The 16,951-nt window shown below is 56.5% G+C and carries 12 protein-coding genes; 10 read left to right on the top strand and 2 right to left on the bottom strand.

All coding sequences use genetic code 11. The features are described 5' to 3' along the window. Positions 1–4: 4 nt before the first annotated feature. The 6 genes from WDB70_RS02210 (at position 5) to WDB70_RS02185 (ending at position 7,271) form a co-directional block, all read left to right on the top strand. Positions 5–1,048: an MBL fold metallo-hydrolase gene (locus WDB70_RS02210; RefSeq protein ID WP_406666177.1), complete on the top strand. Its 1,044-nt coding sequence runs from the start codon at positions 5–7 to the stop codon at positions 1,046–1,048. A 117-nt stretch (positions 1,049–1,165) separates the two neighbouring features. Next, entirely contained in the window at positions 1,166–4,429 is a 3,264-nt protein-coding gene (locus WDB70_RS02205) for a winged helix-turn-helix domain-containing protein (RefSeq protein ID WP_406666175.1), read from the top strand. 6 nt (positions 4,430–4,435) lie between these two features. Then, the gene (locus WDB70_RS02200; protein ID WP_406666173.1) at positions 4,436–4,891 is read left to right on the top strand and encodes a DP-EP family protein; all 456 of its coding nucleotides are present in this window, start codon (positions 4,436–4,438) and stop codon (positions 4,889–4,891) included. 183 nt (positions 4,892–5,074) lie between these two features. Next, entirely contained in the window at positions 5,075–5,989 is a 915-nt protein-coding gene (locus WDB70_RS02195; protein ID WP_406666171.1) for a GGDEF domain-containing protein, read from the top strand. A 71-nt stretch (positions 5,990–6,060) separates the two neighbouring features. Further along, positions 6,061–6,849, top strand: a complete 789-nt coding sequence (gene map, locus WDB70_RS02190) for a type I methionyl aminopeptidase (protein ID WP_406666168.1) — start codon at positions 6,061–6,063, stop codon at positions 6,847–6,849. A 2-nt stretch (positions 6,850–6,851) separates the two neighbouring features. Further along, complete coding sequence (locus WDB70_RS02185; protein WP_406666166.1) at positions 6,852–7,271, top strand: secondary thiamine-phosphate synthase enzyme YjbQ; 420 nt, start codon at positions 6,852–6,854, stop codon at positions 7,269–7,271. Positions 7,272–7,498: 227 nt separating this feature from the next. Here the strand turns inward: WDB70_RS02185 and alr are convergent, their stop codons facing one another. Continuing rightward, positions 7,499–8,572, bottom strand: a complete 1,074-nt coding sequence (alr, locus tag WDB70_RS02180) for an alanine racemase (protein WP_406666164.1) — start codon at positions 8,570–8,572, stop codon at positions 7,499–7,501. 4 nt (positions 8,573–8,576) lie between these two features. Next, complete coding sequence (locus tag WDB70_RS02175; protein ID WP_406666162.1) at positions 8,577–9,977, bottom strand: replicative DNA helicase; 1,401 nt, start codon at positions 9,975–9,977, stop codon at positions 8,577–8,579. 77 nt (positions 9,978–10,054) lie between these two features. Here WDB70_RS02175 and WDB70_RS02170 point away from each other — a divergent pair, with 77 nt between their 5' ends. The 4 genes from WDB70_RS02170 to purH all read left to right on the top strand — a co-directional run bounded on the left by WDB70_RS02170 (position 10,055) and on the right by purH (position 16,948). Beyond that, positions 10,055–10,996: a phospholipase A gene (locus WDB70_RS02170; protein ID WP_406666160.1), complete on the top strand. Its 942-nt coding sequence runs from the start codon at positions 10,055–10,057 to the stop codon at positions 10,994–10,996. A gap of 42 nt (positions 10,997–11,038) precedes the next feature. Then, positions 11,039–13,159, top strand: coding sequence for a S46 family peptidase (locus tag WDB70_RS02165; RefSeq protein WP_406666158.1), 2,121 nt, complete (start codon positions 11,039–11,041; stop codon positions 13,157–13,159). An 80-nt stretch (positions 13,160–13,239) separates the two neighbouring features. Continuing rightward, positions 13,240–15,276: an AsmA family protein gene (locus tag WDB70_RS02160; RefSeq protein WP_406666156.1), complete on the top strand. Its 2,037-nt coding sequence runs from the start codon at positions 13,240–13,242 to the stop codon at positions 15,274–15,276. Positions 15,277–15,385: 109 nt separating this feature from the next. Next, entirely contained in the window at positions 15,386–16,948 is a 1,563-nt protein-coding gene (purH, locus tag WDB70_RS02155) for a bifunctional phosphoribosylaminoimidazolecarboxamide formyltransferase/IMP cyclohydrolase (protein ID WP_406666155.1), read from the top strand. Positions 16,949–16,951: the final 3 nt, after the last annotated feature.

Raw genomic sequence — 16,951 nt, 5'->3', positions numbered from 1 at the left:
CACGTTGAACAAACCCGCACGCCCCTTACCGGATTACCTGGCCCGCAACAGGGTTTTTCAAAATCCCCAGCCGCCACACCCGTCTGGCGCCTTGAAAACGCTGAAGTTGTTTTGGCAGTTTTTCTTCAACAAGCCAGCCCATACCCGGCCAGACACGCCGCCGCCCGTCATGCCACTCAGTTGTGATGAGCTGCAACAGGCACCCGATAACAGCCTGTGGCGGCTGGGCCATTCCACCGTATTACTGAAATTGGCCGGCGATTTTTTTCTGACGGACCCCGTTTTTGCCGAACGCGCTTCGCCGGTGCAGTGGGCCGGCCCGCGCCGCTTTCATGCACCCCCGCTGCCTCTGGCGGCGTTGCCACCACTCAAGGCCGTAGTACTGTCACATGACCACTACGACCACCTGGACAAAGCTGCGGTCAAGGCATTGGCCAACCGTACCGAGCTCTTTATTACCCCGACGGGGGTGGGCGACTTACTGGTTGACTGGGGCCTGCCGGCGGCGAAAATCCGCCAGTTTGACTGGTGGCAATCGACAACCGTCGGCAGCGTCACTCTGAGCGCCACCCCCAGCCAGCACTTTTCCGGCCGCGGCCTGCGGGACGGCAATAAGCGCCTGTGGTGCTCTTGGGTTCTGTCAGCACCGGCTTGCCAGGTATTTTTCAGTGGCGACTCCGGTTATTTCGATGGCTTTAAAGCCATTGGCGAACGCTTCGGGCCTTTTGATATCACCCTGATGGAAACCGGTGCCTACGACCCCAACTGGCCAGCCGTACACATGCAGCCTAAAGAAACCTTGCAGGCCCACCTGGATCTGGCCGGCCGCTGGTTGTTGCCGATCCATAACGGCACCTTCGATTTGGCCATGCACGCCTGGTTTGACCCTTTTGAACAAATGCTGGCCTTAGCCGATGCCAGGCAAGTAGCGCTGAGCACGCCCAGCATGGGCGAGCGGCTGGACATTACCGCGCCACACAGTGGCCAGGCCTGGTGGCGCCCACAAGCGCAGCCACAACTCAGTCAGGCCGGGCTGCTAACAGACTAGGTGCCATTTGACCCGACTCATCGTAATCTTGGCGTATTACCTGTTCCCATAGAAATGATTGCCTAGCATGCTCACTGGAGTAACCTAGGCAAAAACGGCGAAGCAGAAGTTAAGCAAATGAGCCACAGTCCTTTTTTCTTTGGTGACTGGCAAGTGGATGCCAGCGCCAATCGGCTGCAAAACGCCCTTCGGGCCAAGCAGATCGAACCCAAAGCCATGGATGTGCTGGTTTATTTATGTCGCCACGCCGGTGAAGTAGTCAGCAGCGAAGCCTTGCTCAATCAGTGTTGGCCGGGGCTGGACACCGGCGACAACCCCCTGCATAAAACCATCAACCAATTACGGCGGGCCCTCGGCGACAGCGCCAGCCAGCCCAAGTACATCGAAACTATCCGCAAACGCGGCTACCGGGCACTGGCTGAGGTGCGCTTTCCCCTTGGCGATGAACAGCAGGCGCCGAAAACCCATTGGCAAGGGGCCGCCCCCTTCCCCGGCCTGAAGGCCTATGGCCCGGAACACGCGGGTATTTTTTATGGCCGCAGCCAGCAAATCACTACCTTGCTGGAACGGGTCAGCCAGCAGGTACGCTTTGGCCGCGATTTTTGCCTGGTATTGGGGCCCAGTGGTTGTGGTAAATCATCATTACTGCAAGCCGGTATTCTGCCGAACCTGCAAACAGCGCAGGGTTTTAACGGCGTTGGCGTACCAAGCAGCAGCACCCTGGATCTGGCTGATGTCGGGAAGGGGTTGTTACTGTTGTCGCTGGCCAGTTGCCTCCTGGACTGGGATATTGACGACAAACCGGCCCTGGCCGACATCAGCGCCCAGACCCTCGCCACCGAGCTTGCAACCGACCCAGCAGCGCCGCTGGCAAAGTTAAAAGCGGCGCTCAAGGGCAGTGCTTATCGCACGCCGCGCTTTGCGTTGGTGATTGATCGCTTGGAAGTCGCACTGTCGTCACCACTTTTTAGTGACGATGAGCGCCACCAGTTTATTAGCCTGCTCGACACCCTAGCGCGCAGCGGTAGCGTGCTGGTTCTGAGCGCCTGTCGCAACGACTTCTACCCGCAGCTGGTCAGTCACCCCAGCCTGATGGCTGGTAAAAACAGCGGCGCCCACTTTGATTTGGCACCGCCCACCCGCAGCGAACTGTTGCAGATGATCCGCCTGCCCGCACAAGCCGCCGGGCTACGCTGGGACACCGACGCAGACACCGCCACGCCACTGGATGAAATGCTGTGCAGCGACGCTGCCCATAACCCCGATGCCCTGCCGATGCTGCAACACGTATTGCAGCAGCTCTACCTCAGCCGCAGTGACGACGGCCTGATGCAGGTCAGCCATTATCATCAGCTCGGCGGCATTGAGGGCGCCATTGGCAAAACAGCCGAAGACGCCATGGCGCCTTTGACCAAGGCGCAGCGGGATGCTCTGCCCAAAGTACTGTCGCTGCTGGTAACCCTGCGAGAAGACGAACAGTCAGTGACCAGCCGCAGCGCCCGCTGGTCACAACTGACCAGCGCTCACGAACGGGCACTGGTACAAGCGCTGGTAGACCAACGCTTGTTTGTGTCGCACTTGCAACAGGGCGAGGCCAGTTTCGGCATCGCCCATGAAGCCTTGCTGCGCCGCTGGCCCCGCGCTACCGACTGGATTGATAAACACAAAGCGGCGCTGACACAAATGGCACGGCTGCGCCACCAGGCGCAGCGATGGCAGCAAGAAGGCCGAAACAGCGCCTATCTGCTGGCCGACGGCAAGCCTCTGCAAGATGCCGCCGCGCTGGCAACCAACCCCCTGTTCAGCCTGGATGCCGATGAAATGGCGCTGCTTAGCGCTTCCCAGGGCAAAGCCCGTCGCCGCCGCTGGAGCCGCCGTGGCACCCTGTTGTTGCTGAGCCTGCTCACCGTAACAGCAATAGGCATGAGCTATCGCAGCCAGCAGGCTGAAAAACATGCCACCGAGCAACGTTTAGCCGCTGAAAACCTGCTCGGATACATGGTTGGGCAGTTTGCCGACAAGCTGCGGGGCATTGGCCGTATGGATCTGCTGGATGGCATCTCCAACAAAGCGCTGGATTATTTTCAGTCAGTTGCCGGTGATGACAGCGGCAACATTGGCTTTGCCGGTCGCTTTCAGCATGGCCAGACTCTGGAAGCTATCGGCGAAGTCGCTTACTCGCGCAGTAAAACCGATGAAGCCAAACATGCGTTGCTCACAGCCCGCCGAGAATTTTTACCTCTGCTTAATGCTCAGCCAGACAACCTGGCACTACTCAAATCGCTAGGGGCGAACGCCTTTTGGCTCGGGCAACTGCGTTATGACCAGGCCGATTGGGCCGGCGCCAGTGACTGGTTCAGCCATTACCTGACCTATAGCCAACGCATGTACAGCCTGGCCCCCGCTGACGGCAACGCCCTGATGGAACTGTCGTATGCGCTCAACAGCCTCGGATCGGTGAAAATGTACCAGTTACAATACAGCGCTGCCCGGCCCCTGTTTGAACGCTCCCTGGCACTCAAAGAACAGGCTCTCAAGCAGACTCCGAATAACACCCAGCGCATGGCCGACGTCGTCGATACCCGCTCCTGGCTGGCCAGCGCCGCCATTGCCGAAGGCCGGGTAACCCAGGCGCTGCGCACTTATGAGAAAAACCGCCGGGAATTTCCGGCCGAGCACTTTGCCAATAACAGCTACATGCTGGAAAGACTGGCACCAGCGCTACAGCGGCAAGCCTACCTGCTGTATTTAACCGGCCAATTCAAGCAAGCGGTGGCCATTATCAAAGAGGCAGCGCAAACCGCTGAGGTAACCTGGCAACACGACCCCAAAAATGCCAAAGCACTGGCGATGGTGTTATCAGCAAAAACCAGCCTGTTACTGTTTTGCAGTCGCAGCCACTGCGCAGATACGCACGCCATCAGCCAGCATCTGGTGAGTGATATCCGCACTGCCACCGCCACCATCGGCCAGCGGCGCGCGACAGCACTCCTGGGCCTGTACTACCGCGCCCTGGCGATGTCAGGCAACGCTGATAGCGCCACCTTGCAACGTTACCTGCAGCAGTCCATCACTCTGTATAGCAACCTCATCAATAATAAAATGCGGCCGCCGCAAGTGATTGCCGGCCTTGCCAACAGCTATCTGCAATTTGCTCAGCAACTCAGTGGCACCGGCCAAACCGCGCAAGTGCAACAGCATTGCCAGCAGGCCCTCAGCTTATTGGCCCCGCTGGTACAAAAAAGCGCCGAGCCCTACCTTGTTGTGCCCTATGCCCAAGCACTCGATTGCACCGGCAAGCTTCCCGCTCACCCCCAGCTGCTGGCCATACTGAAAAAAGAAGGCATTCACAGCGACTTTTACACCATGACGAGGAAATAACGCACCATGTCCAATCTTAATAATTGGCCCACAAAACACATCCGCATCACTATCAGTGGTGATGAACAAAATGGCTTTACTTTCATTTACGCCGACCATCAGGGCGATTGCGAATGCGTTATTGCCGACGGGCCCTGCTATCTGGAATACACTATTGAACGCAATGAAACGCAGCAGCAATACGGTTTTGCTTTTGACGGCATTGCCTTTAGCAACCCCTTTAATAATGTCATCACCGATGCGACCATCGCTAACGGTGGGCGCACCATCACACTGACCAACCCTTATGACGTCAGCAAGGAAACCTCTGACAACTACAGCGTCGATTTCCAGTTCGGGTTTAGCTTTAAGAATGCCCCGGGCGGCAGCAAGGCCAAAAACCTGTTGTTGCTCAGTGCCGATCCGCAGGTGATTAACCAACGGGACCCAACCTCGCCGGCTCCTGAGTACAACAATGCCTAAGCATGGTCGCAACCCAATAGCTCTAAAAGCGCCAGAAGGCGCTTTTTTATTCCGTAAGGAAAGAATAAATAACCAATAAAAACAAATGGATAAACCGAAAGGTTAGCAGAAGGTCATAGCACTCACCTAGCTCTAAAGTAAAGGCTGAAAACAACCACAACAGCCTTACAGGAAGCCACTACCATGAGTGCCATTGCCCCGGTTAAGTCGCCTGCCGCTAATGACAATGACCTGCTGACCACCTTGCTGACGCAGATGCAGGAGGCCATGGTTCAGGTTGACTTGCACGGCCAGGTTATCCGTGCCAACAGCGCCGCTTTAGCCCTGCTCGGTGTCAATGATGAAGAACTGATTGGCCAGAGCTGGCTGAACTGGCTGACCCCACCCTGGCAGGAACAGTTCCGCCAGGGCCTTGGCAGCAATCCCCGGACCCTGAGCCACGCACCGGCAGAAATGCTGGTACGCCAGGAAGGCGATTTACTGTTGCCGGTGATGTTGTCGGTATCTTACCTGGCCACCGAGTATCCCAGTCTGGTGCTCACTCTCCAGGATATCAGTCACCACAAAGCCGAGCTGGCTGCCCTGCAAAAGATGGCCGCCACCGATTACCTGACCGGCCTGGCCAACCGCCGCACCTTTATGCAGTTTCTTGATCAGCAATGGGACAATTGCACCAAGAAAAAATATCCGATCAGCGTCATCATGGTCGACGTCGATTACTTCAAGCTCTTTAACGATCAGTTTGGGCACCTGCAAGGTGACGAGTGCCTGAAACGCGTCGCTGCTGAAATTACCCGCGCCTTGCCTAACAAAGACTGCCTGGCCGCCCGCTACGGCGGTGAAGAATTTGCCGTGGTGTTACCCCGCTGCAATCAGGAAATGGCGCAAACAGTGGCCAATGTCATCCGCCGCCATATCAATAACCTTTGCTTTACCCAACAGGGCCTGGCTGATGAGGTGCAAATCAGTGTGAGCCAGGGGCTGGCGGCCGAATTCAGCGGCCAGTTCCGCACCGCTGATGCCATGCTGTTTGCTGCTGACACGGCTTTATACCGGGCTAAAACTGAAGGGCGCGATCGCATTAATATGTCCTGCTGAGCAGCCGATTCATGACAGCCCCTGGCGGCAATGGTATAAGGCCATCATAGCTGACCGCTACCGAGGCCCTGATGGCAACGCGAATTCCCCTGCGTACAACAGCAGAAATAGCCCAGTCCCGTGCGGCTGGGCAACTGGCTGCCGATGTCCTGGCCATGATAGGCCCCTATGTGCAACCCGGCGTCAGTACCGAAGAACTGGATCGGCGCTGTCATGACTACATCGTCAACACCCTGCAGGCCACCCCTGCCAATGTAGGCTACTACGGCTTTCCAAAAACCCTCTGCATTTCCGTTAATGACGTGGTCTGCCACGGCATTCCCGGGCCGCAGCGGCTGCAAGATGGCGATATCGTCAACATTGACGTCGCGGTGATCAAAGACGGCTGGTACGGCGACACCAGCCGTATGTTTGTAGCCGGGCAGGCCAGCCGTGAGGCACAGCTGCTGATCGACGCCACCTACCAGGCCATGTGTGCTGGCATTCGAGCGGTACGGCCCGGTGCCACTTTGGGTGATGTTGGCCATGCCATAGCCCGGGTGGCAGAACATTACGATCTGGCCGTGGTCCGTGATTACTGTGGCCACGGTATCGGCACCCAGTACCATACCGATCCGCAGGTGCTGCATTATGGTCGCCCCGGTCAGGGATTGGCGCTCCGAGAAGGGATGATTTTTACCATCGAGCCGATGCTCAATGCTGGCCGGGCACTGGTGCGCACACTGGATGATGGCTGGGCCGTTGTCACCCGTGACCATTCCTGGTCAGCGCAATGGGAGCATATGGTGGCCGTTACCGACGACGGTTATGACGTCCTGACCCGCTGGCCGGACGGTACCGGCAGCTATGAGGCCATTTAAGCATGTGGTTACAGCGACAATTAACCCTGCCTTCAGTGGCGCGCGGTTTTCACCTGATCACACCACAAATCCAGCAGGCACTGCCGGAGCTAAGCCAGCTCCAGGCCGGGCTGCTACAGGTGTTTATTCAGCACACCTCCGCCAGCCTGACACTGAATGAAAATGCCGACCCTACGGTTCGCTCCGATATGGAGCGTTATCTTAATCGCGCCATTTCTGATGGTGCCAGCTACTTTCAGCATAATGATGAAGGCGACGACGACATGCCTGCTCATATCAAAGCATCGCTGCTAGGCGCCAGTGTACTCCTGCCCGTGAGCCAGGGACGCCTGGCACTGGGCACTTGGCAAGGCATTTGGCTGGGTGAGCACCGTAACCACGGCGGCCAGCGCCACTTGCTGCTGACCTTGCAGGGGGAATGATGGATTTCTCAGCGTTGGGCAAAAAAAGCAGCCAGTCCTTTCATCAGCAAAAAGCGCTGATCAAAAAAGTCTTGGCCGGCCAGCCAATACCCTGCCCGGTCTGCAAGCAAAGCCTGCGTTTCTCCCCTCCCTGCAGCGACCAGCCAGGGATCCGCTGCCCTAAGGGCTGCACTGATATTGCCTTGGATTTTAGTTAATAAAGCGCAAAGCCCGCTGCTGCGGGCTTTTTAAATAAACTCGTAATGCACCCGTTGGGCAATATTGCACAACAGCTCGTAGGCGATGGTATCTGACCATTGCGCGACCTCTTCTACCGGCAGGTGCGGCCCCCACAGCTCAGCTTCATCGCCAACTTGGTCATTCGCATCAGGACCCAGATCGACCGTGATCATGTCCATTGATACCCGCCCGGCCAGCGGTACCCGGCGGCCGTTAAGCCATACCGGGGTGCCACTGCGGGCATGCCGAGGGTAGCCGTCACCATAGCCCATGGCCACCACACCGATGCAGGTGTCCCGTTTTGCCGTCCAGGTAGCACCATAGCCGACGCTTTCGCCCCGGCGCACCGGTTTGACCGCGATCAGGCTGGATACCAGTCGCATCACCGGTTGCAGGCGATGCTCACTGCTATCACCGCTCGCCATTGGGCTGGCACCGTACAACATCAACCCCGGGCGCACCCAGTCATAATGGGCCTGCGGTAGTGTCAAAATGGCTGCCGAAGCGGCCATCGATACCGGCCCTGACCAGTGTTCAGCCAGTGGCGAAAAAGCAGCAAGCTGTTGCTGGTTAAGCGGGTGCTGTGGCTCGTCAGCACATGCAAAGTGACTGATCAGGCCCGGCTCGCCAGCCAGCTTGCCGGTTGCCTGCAGCCGCTGTGTAAAAGTGGCCAGTTGCGCTGCGGCCAGCCCCAGCCGGTGCATGCCGGTATCAACCTTGATCCACACCGTCAGCGGCGCCGGCAACGGGGTTTGTTCCAGCATTGCCAGTTGGGTTTCGGTATGCAGTACCGCCTGCACCTGCTGGCTGGCCATCACCGGCAAGTCACTGGCGTTAAAACAGCCTTCGAGCATCACCAGCGGTTGGCTAAAACCGGCCTCGCGCAGCGCCAGTGCTTCATCCAGGCGCGCTACCGCAAAAGCGTCGGCAGTACTCAAGGCGCCGGCTACCGCCAGCAAATTGTGGCCATAACCATTGGCTTTTAATACTGCCATGACCCGGCTGCGGGGCGCATGCTGGCGTACCTGCGCCAGGTTATGACGCAGCGCCTGGGTATCAATCAAAGCTGTGGCAACTTTCATCGGCTCAGTAGTCGTCATCAAATGCCGGGCCGGCGTAATTGTCAAAGCGAGAGAAGTGGCCCTGGAAGGTCAGCCGCACCCGGCCAATAGGGCCGTTCCGCTGCTTACCGATAATGATTTCCGCGGTGCCTTTGTCGGCACTGTCATCGTGGTACACCTCATCACGGTAAATGAACATGATAAGGTCGGCATCCTGCTCAATAGAGCCGGATTCACGCAGATCCGAGTTCACTGGCCGTTTGTCCGAGCGTTGCTCCAAAGAACGGTTCAGCTGCGAAAGAGCCACCACCGGGCACTCCAGCTCTTTTGCCAAGGCCTTGAGTGAACGGGAAATTTCGGCAATTTCCAGGGTCCGATTGTCCTGCATGCCCGGTACCGTCATCAACTGCAGGTAATCGACCATAATCATCGAAATACCACCATGCTCCCGCGCCACTCGCCGCGCCCGCGAGCGCACTTCGGTTGGGGTCAGGCCAGAGGAGTCGTCGATATACATTTTGCCCTTTTCCATGAGCAGCCCCATGGTTGAGCTGAGCCGGGCCCAGTCTTCGTCATCCAACTGACCGGTTCGGATTTTGGTCTGATCAATACGGCCCAGTGATGCCAGCATCCGCATCATGATCTGTTCTGAAGGCATCTCCAGACTGAAGATCAGTACCGGCTTTTCCTGAGTCATGGCGGCATATTCGGCCAGGTTCATGGCAAAGGTGGTTTTACCCATCGACGGCCGCGCAGCCACAATCACCAGATCGGATTTTTGCAAGCCGGCTGTCATTTTATCGAGATCATTAAAGCCGGTGGAAACGCCCGTCACCCCGTCATGAGGCTGGCCAAACAGTTTTTCGATACGGTCGACAGTTTTTTCCAGAATACTGGTGAGGATCTGCGGCCCTTCATTGGCATTGGTGCGGCTTTCGGCGATTTTGAACACCCGGCTTTCGGCCATGTCCAGCAGTTCTTCGCTGCTGCGCCCCTGCGGGTCAAAACCGGATTCAGCAATTTCATTAGCCACACCAATCATTTCACGAATAACGGCACGTTCACGGACGATATCGGCATATGCATTGATGTTGGCCGCACTTGGCGTGTTACGGGCAATTTCCCCCAGGTAGGCAAAGCCACCGGCATTATCCAGCTCGTTGTCCCGCTCCAGGTGCTCAGATACGGTGATCAGATCCAGCGGTTTATTCTGTGCCGCCAACGACGTCATAGCGGCAAAAATCAGCCGGTGAGCCCGGGAGTAAAAGTCCTGGCCCACTACTTTTTCAGCTACTCTGTCCCAAGCTTGGTTGTCCAGTAACAGGCCCCCAAGCACGCTCTGTTCGGCCTCCAGCGAATGCGGCGGAACTTTCAGAGCAGCGACTTTGCTGTCGCTTTCTTTGCTGGCGGTACGCTTTTGGGCCATGTCGTCACTAACAGTTAATCAGAAGGGCTTCTATTATGGAGATAAAATTCCATGACCAAAAGCATCAAGGAAGAACCATGACCAAAGCCTGTCTGTTTGCACTGTTGTTGCCGTTTTCGGTGTTGGCCAGTGAGCCGCCTGATGATCCGACAGCACCAACAGACCCGGCCAGCGTCGAACCCAAATCACCCAAGCCCATTGAAAAAAGGGCACAAGAAGACCATGGCCTGGTTGACCAGCGGGTCAAGCGGGAAGCCAGTACCGTGGAAAACCCTTTTGTGATCACCCCGCACCGGCCCAACTATGTACTCCCCGTTAAGTACACCACCAACCCTCACAATGAGAGTTATGAAGGCAATCTGCCAGCCGACAAAGGCCTCGACAGTGTCGAGATGAAATTTCAGATAAGCATGAAATTTCCCTTGGCATTCAACCTTTTTGGTAAGAAAAACAGTCTCTGGGTGGCTTACACGCAACAAGCTTTCTGGCAAGCCTATAACAGTTCTATTTCCGCTCCCTTTCGCGAGAGTAATTACGAGCCGGAAATTTTCATGGCCTTTAACATCGATTCAGACTGGTTCGGTATTCGCCCCAAGTACCTCAACATCGGTCTTGACCACCAGTCCAACGGCCGCTCAGACCCTTACTCGCGTTCGTGGAACCGCATTTATGCGGACTTTATCTTTGAAAAAGACAACCTGGTGGTGTCCATTAAACCCTGGTACCGGATCCCGGAAAGCCGCCAGAATGACGATAACCCCGACATTGAAAAATACCTGGGTTACGGCGAGCTGAACGGCATTTATGTGATGGGTAACTACAGTGTCGACTTCATGCTGCGTAATAATCTGCGCGCCAGCGATAACAAAGGCGCCATCCAGCTGGGCTTCACATTCCCGTTGTGGGGCAAACTGCGCGGTTACGTGCAGTACTTCAATGGCTATGGTGAATCACTGATCGATTACAACCATTCAACCCAAAGCCTGGGGGTAGGGATCATGCTGACCAACTGGTTATAAAAGAGTACACTGGCAACATTCCCTACAAATAAAGATAACCTAATGAAAACATTATTTTTTGCGTTAGGCATTATGCTGGTTGCCAGTGCCAGCGCTGATGAAGGGCAGTGGCAGCCAGCCCAATTGGCGAAACTGGGCCCCGAACTGCAGGCCGATGGCATTACCCTGGCCCCCAGCCAGTTGGCCAACCCGCTGGCCTTTCCACTTAATGCCGTAACCTCTTCAGGTTACTGCTCCGGCGTTTTCGTCTCGGCCCAAGGCTTGATCCTGACTAACCACCACTGCGGTTACGGCATGATCCAGCATAACTCCAGTGCCCAGAACAACCTGATTGAAAAGGGCTTTATCGCTAAGGATAAAGCCCAAGAATTACCTGGTGGGCCGCAAGAGCGCATATACATAACCCGCGCCATCAGGGATGTAACCGCCGCCATTGATGCCGCCGCTGAGGATTTACATGGCAAGGCCCGTTTTGATGCCATAGAAGCCGCATCAAAAGCGCTGGTACAGCAATGTGAAAATGATGCCTTTACCCGCTGCATGGTGCAGCCGTTTTATGGCGGCCTGTCATATCAGCTGATCACCCAGACCATGTTCAAAGATGTGCGCCTGGTCTACGCACCTCCGGCAGCTATCGGTAAGTTCGGCGGCGACATTGACAACTTTGAGTGGCCGCGCCAAACCGGCGACTTTTCCATTATTCGCGTCTATGTAGGTAAAGATGGCAAACCGGCCGAATACAACCCCAACAACGTGCCGTATCACAGCCCTTCTTTCCTGCACATCAATGCCAGCGGCGTACGCCAGGGCGACGGTATTTTGCTGGCCGGTTACCCCGGTGCGACCTCCCGCTACCGGCTGGCCTCTGAAGTGCTTTTTGCCCAGCAGCATCTGTACCCGACCATGCTGGCCGATTACCAGCAAACGCTGGACATCATTGCCAAAGAAACCGCTGACCACCCGCAAGCTGCCGTGGCTTATGCCAGCCGGGTCGCCAGCTACAACAACCGGCTAAAAAAACTGCAGGGTTTGCTTGCTGGCTTTCGCCACACTGACATTGCCGCCATCAAAGAGCGCAAGGAAGCCAAACTGCCCGCGGGCCACCGCCTGGCCCTGGAGCAAGTGCTGCGCCGCGCCGATATTTTCTGGCAAAAGCACTGGTATCAGCAACAAGGCTGGCAGTCAGATCTACTGCAGGCGGCCTTGACGCTGTACCGTAATGCGCTGGAGCGACAAAAACCCGATGCCGAACGTAAAAGCGGCTACCAGCAGCGCGATCAGGAAATGATTGCCGCCCAGCTTGAACGGCTCGACAGCAGTTTCTCGCCGGCCGTTGATCAAGCGCTGTGGCAGGCCAAGCTGGCCGACTACCGCCAGAGTGACTACCAGGATCGCACCCTCAACCGGGTGTTACCTACCGCCCAGGCCGTGCCCGCGTATTATCAGCACACCCAGCTGACCGACGCCAAGGTGCGCCTGGCCTGGCTGAACAAAAGCGTCGACGACTTTAAAACCAGCCGCGACCCCTTCATTCGCCTGGCAGTAGCACTGACCCCGACGCTGCTGGCAGATGAAAAAATACAGGATGCCATTGACGGCGAACTGGCGGAACTTAGGCCGAAATACATGGCCGACATCATTGCTTACAATGAGAAAAAGGGCCTGCCGGTATACCCTGACGCCAACGGCACCCTGCGGGTGACCTTTGGTACCGTTGACGGTTACCAGCCCCGTGATGCGGTCTGGTATGAACCCTTCACGTCGCTCAACGGCATCAAGGAAAAAGCCGGCTCTGGCCCCTTTACGGTGCCCGCACCACTGATGAAAGCCATTACCGAGCAGCGCTTTGGCCCCTTTAAACAAGCCACATTGTCGCCACGTGGCTGCGGCCAGCACTGTGTGCCATTTAACTCTGTACCGGTCAATTTTCTGTCCAGTGCCGACACCACCGGTGGCAACTCCGGCTCACCGGTGATGGACGGCAAAGGTCGGCTGGTAGGGCTGAATTTTGATTCCACCTATGAATCTATTACCAAAGACTGGTATTACAATCCGACTATCACCCGGGCCATTCACCTGGATATCCGTTATATGCTGTGGTTGCTTGAGGATGTTTACCCGGCACCCAATCTGTTGCACGAAATGGTGATCGAACGGGACTAAGCTGTAGTTAAGCCAGTCTCTGACAGGCTTAATGATTCAATGCACAGGGCGCCCCGGCGCCCTGCAATCAAGGAGTGCGCATGAAAGCGGGCAAAATTCTGCTGATCCTACTGGCCGTGGTGGTACTGGTTGCAGGGGCTTTAGCAGCCTTCATCCTGACCCTGGATCCGAACAGCTACAAGGCACAAATCCAAACCGCCGTGTCAGAACAAACCGGCCGGCAATTGCGACTGGACGGGAATATTGGCTGGAATCTGTTCCCGTCGGTGGGGCTGTCCATTCATCAGGCCGCCTTGTCTGAGCCAGGTGGCTTTGAGCAAGGCACCATGGCCCAGATTGGCAGTGCTGATGTATCGGTAAAACTGCTGCCACTGCTGGCCGGTAAAGCCCAGGTCGACGGTGTCAGTCTCGCCAACGTGGTGGTCAACATTAAGCCCGCTGAGCAAAAGGCCAGCACATCGTCGGCACCATCAAAGCCCGGGCAGGCACCAGATCTCAGCGCTTTGCAAAAGGTCAAACTGGGCGCCATCAGCCTCAGCAATATTGAGATCAACCTGCTCGATAAAGCCGGCAAGGTCTCACAGCAATTTGCCCTGGACAGCCTGACCCTCAACCAGTTTGCACCAGGCCAGGACAGCACCCTGCATGCGCGTTTTCACAGTGCTCATACGCTGGTGGCAACGCTGGATACGCAGTTGGGGATCTCGCCGGATTTGGCCGATATCACCATCAAACGGCTGGCAGCCACAGCCAAACTGACGGAGCCGAGCCTGCCCAAGCCCCTGGATCTGAACTTTGCTAGTAAAGGTCAGCTGGCACTCAAAGGCGCCACTCTGACCCTCGACAGCCTGCAGCTGGATGTCGGCAATATGGTCATGACCGGTGATGTGAAGGCAACCGAACTGTTCACTCAGCCGCAGGCCAGTGGCGCCCTGAAAATCGCCAAAACAGATCTGCGCGGCCTCGCTGAACGGCTGGGCATTACCCTGCCGCAACGGGCCGACCAAAGCACACTGTCAGACTTTACCCTGGCGCTGAACTGGCAGTTTGCCAACAACAAAGCCCGTATTGAGCCGCTGAACCTGACGCTGGACGACACCCACATCAAGGGCAAGGCCAGTGCCGATGTCAGTAGCGCTATTGCTGATCTGTCACTGACCCTGGCGGCTGACCAGTTTGATGCCGATCGCTACCTGCCTAAGGCCAGTAGCAACAACAATACAGCCCAGGCGCCGGACAGTGGCCCGGCCATGGAGCCGGATCTATCCGCCTTACGGCAATTTCGGGCAGATGCTCATCTGACACTGGGCAAGCTCACCGCCAGCCACCTGAAAATGAGCAATATCGCCATTGATGCCAGTAACGATCGTGGCCAGCTCACTATCAAGCCTTTTAAAGCCAACCTCTATAACGGCCAGGTCAGCATTGATGCCAGCATCGACGCGCGCAAGCAGCCGGCGCAAGTTCGCCTGCACAAGGTTGTCGAAGGGGTGGAAATGGAGCCACTGCTGAAAGATTTCATGCAGACCGACAAACCCCTGCTGGCCGGAACAACGTCAGCAAAAGCAGACATTACCGCCACCGGCCTGACCCCTGACAGCCTAATGCAAAGCCTCGCCGGCACAGCCGACTTTGCGTTTCGTAACGGGGCCATTTATGGCGTCAACATTGCCCATGAACTGCGCAAGGCTGGCGCCATTATCAAAGGCCAAAGCGTGCCGGCAGAAGACGTCAAGAAAACTGACTTTGCCGAGCTTTCGGGCAGTGCCACCATCGCCAAGGGCGTACTGCATAACCCGGACTTGCTGCTGGCATCACCACTGTTGCGGGTCAGTGGTAATGGTGACGTAAACCTGGCTAACAAAACCCTCGACTACAAAGTTGCTGCAAAAGTGGTAGGCACCTTGAGTGGCCAGGACGGCAAACCGATGGACGAACTAACAGGGGTGACGCTGCCTATTGCTATCACCGGCAGCTTTGACAACCTGAAAGTACGCCCTGACATGGACGCCCTGCTCAAAGACAAAGCCAAGAAAAAGCTGGATGAGCAAAAAGACAAGCTCAAGGACAAACTCAAAGACAAGCTCGGCGATTTGTTCAAAAAAGGCGGTGGCTAAACCCGCACCGTACCGGCCCTCTGTTGAGGGCCTTTTTTTATTCTGGTAAGCAAAAAGGAAACGTTTTCGTGTAGAATGCAGCCGCTTTTCCATGCCAAGAGACTTACTCATGCCAGACGCCCGTCCCATTCGTCGCGCCCTTATTAGCGTATCTGACAAAACCGGTATTACCGACTTCGCCAAAGCCCTCAGCGCAAAAGGCGTTGCCCTGCTGTCGACTGGCGGTACTTATCGCCTGCTCAAAGAGCACGGCATTGCCGTGACCGAAGTGGCTGACTACACCGGCTTTGCCGAAATGATGGACGGTCGGGTAAAGACACTACACCCGAAAATTCACGGCGGTATTCTTGGCCGTCGCGGCATTGATGACGCTGTGATGACCGAGCACGGCATCGACCCCATCGATATGGTGGTGGTAAACCTCTACCCCTTTGCTGACACCGTGGCCCGCCCCGACAGCACCTTCGAGGATGCGGTTGAGAATATCGACATTGGCGGCCCGACCATGGTTCGCTCCGCCGCCAAAAACCACAAAGACGTGGCGATTGTTGTTAACAGTAGTGACTACCCGCGCATCCTCAAGGAAATGGATGACAATCAGGGCAGCCTGCATTTTGACACCCGTTTTGATCTGGCGATCCGGGCCTTTGAACATACCGCCGCCTATGACGGCATGATTGCCAACCACTTTGGCACAATGTTCAGCGACAGCCCCTTCCCACGCACTTTTAACAGTCAGTTCCACAAAAAGCAGGACCTGCGTTATGGCGAAAACAGCCACCAAAAGGCGGCTTTTTATGTGCAGCAAAACCCCACAGAAGCGTCCGTGGCCACAGCCGAGCAACTGCAGGGCAAGGCTTTGTCTTACAACAACATTGCCGATACCGACGCCGCACTGGAATGCGTAAAAGCCTTTGCTGAACCGGCCTGTGTCGTCGTCAAGCACGCCAATCCTTGTGGCGTAGCCATCGGCGCTAACATTCTGGAAGCCTACGACCGGGCATTTCAGACCGACCCGACCAGTGCCTTTGGCGGCATCATTGCCTTTAACCGCGAACTGGATGGCGATACTGCCAAAGCCATCATTGAACGTCAGTTTGTCGAAGTGATCATTGCCCCCAGCGTCTCGGCCGCAGCACGTGAAGTCTGCGCCGCTAAAACCAATGTCCGTTTGCTGGCCTGCGGCCAGTGGTCGGCACGGCCACCGGCGCTCGATTACAAGCGGGTTAATGGTGGCTTGCTGGTACAGGATGCCGACCAGGGCATGGTCAGTGCCGCCGATCTGCAAGTGGTTACCCGCCGGGCGCCCAGTGCGGAAGAAATTGCCGACCTGCTGTTTGCCTGGAAAGTTGCCAAATATGTGAAGTCCAATGCCATCGTCTATGCCAAAAACCAGATGACCATCGGCGTTGGCGCCGGTCAGATGAGCCGCGTTTACTCCGCTAAAATTGCCGGTATCAAAGCCGCTGACGAAGGCCTGGAAGTACCGGGGTCGGTGATGGCGTCCGACGCCTTTTTCCCGTTCCGCGACGGTATTGATGCCGCCGCCAAAGCCGGTATCAAAGCGGTGATCCAGCCGGGCGGCTCGATCCGTGATGAAGAGGTGATCAAGGCTGCTGACGAAGCCGGCATCGCCATGGTCTTTACCGGCATGCGCCACTTCCGCCACTAAGGA

The sequence above is a fragment of the Gallaecimonas aegicerasi genome, assembly GCF_045291545.1.
Taxonomy (GTDB): Bacteria; Pseudomonadota; Gammaproteobacteria; order Enterobacterales; family Gallaecimonadaceae; genus Gallaecimonas.
The sequence above is the reverse complement of the archived record's forward strand: the minus strand, read 5'-3'. Positions and strand labels throughout refer to the sequence as shown.

Excerpts from the sequence above, each read along its gene's own strand:
- WDB70_RS02175 (WP_406666162.1), bottom strand. The coding sequence starts at position 9,977 with ATGGCCCAAAAGCGTACCGCCAGCAAAGAAAGCGACAGCAAAGTCGCT.
- map (WP_406666168.1), top strand. The coding sequence starts at position 6,061 with ATGGCAACGCGAATTCCCCTGCGTACAACAGCAGAAATAGCCCAGTCC.
- WDB70_RS02165 (WP_406666158.1), top strand. The coding sequence starts at position 11,039 with ATGAAAACATTATTTTTTGCGTTAGGCATTATGCTGGTTGCCAGTGCC.
- WDB70_RS02195 (WP_406666171.1), top strand. The coding sequence starts at position 5,075 with ATGAGTGCCATTGCCCCGGTTAAGTCGCCTGCCGCTAATGACAATGAC.
- WDB70_RS02160 (WP_406666156.1), top strand. The coding sequence starts at position 13,240 with ATGAAAGCGGGCAAAATTCTGCTGATCCTACTGGCCGTGGTGGTACTG.
- purH (WP_406666155.1), top strand. The coding sequence starts at position 15,386 with ATGCCAGACGCCCGTCCCATTCGTCGCGCCCTTATTAGCGTATCTGAC.
- WDB70_RS02200 (WP_406666173.1), top strand. The coding sequence starts at position 4,436 with ATGTCCAATCTTAATAATTGGCCCACAAAACACATCCGCATCACTATC.
- WDB70_RS02185 (WP_406666166.1), top strand. The coding sequence starts at position 6,852 with ATGTGGTTACAGCGACAATTAACCCTGCCTTCAGTGGCGCGCGGTTTT.
- WDB70_RS02170 (WP_406666160.1), top strand. The coding sequence starts at position 10,055 with ATGACCAAAGCCTGTCTGTTTGCACTGTTGTTGCCGTTTTCGGTGTTG.
- alr (WP_406666164.1), bottom strand. The coding sequence starts at position 8,572 with ATGAAAGTTGCCACAGCTTTGATTGATACCCAGGCGCTGCGTCATAAC.
- WDB70_RS02205 (WP_406666175.1), top strand. The coding sequence starts at position 1,166 with ATGAGCCACAGTCCTTTTTTCTTTGGTGACTGGCAAGTGGATGCCAGC.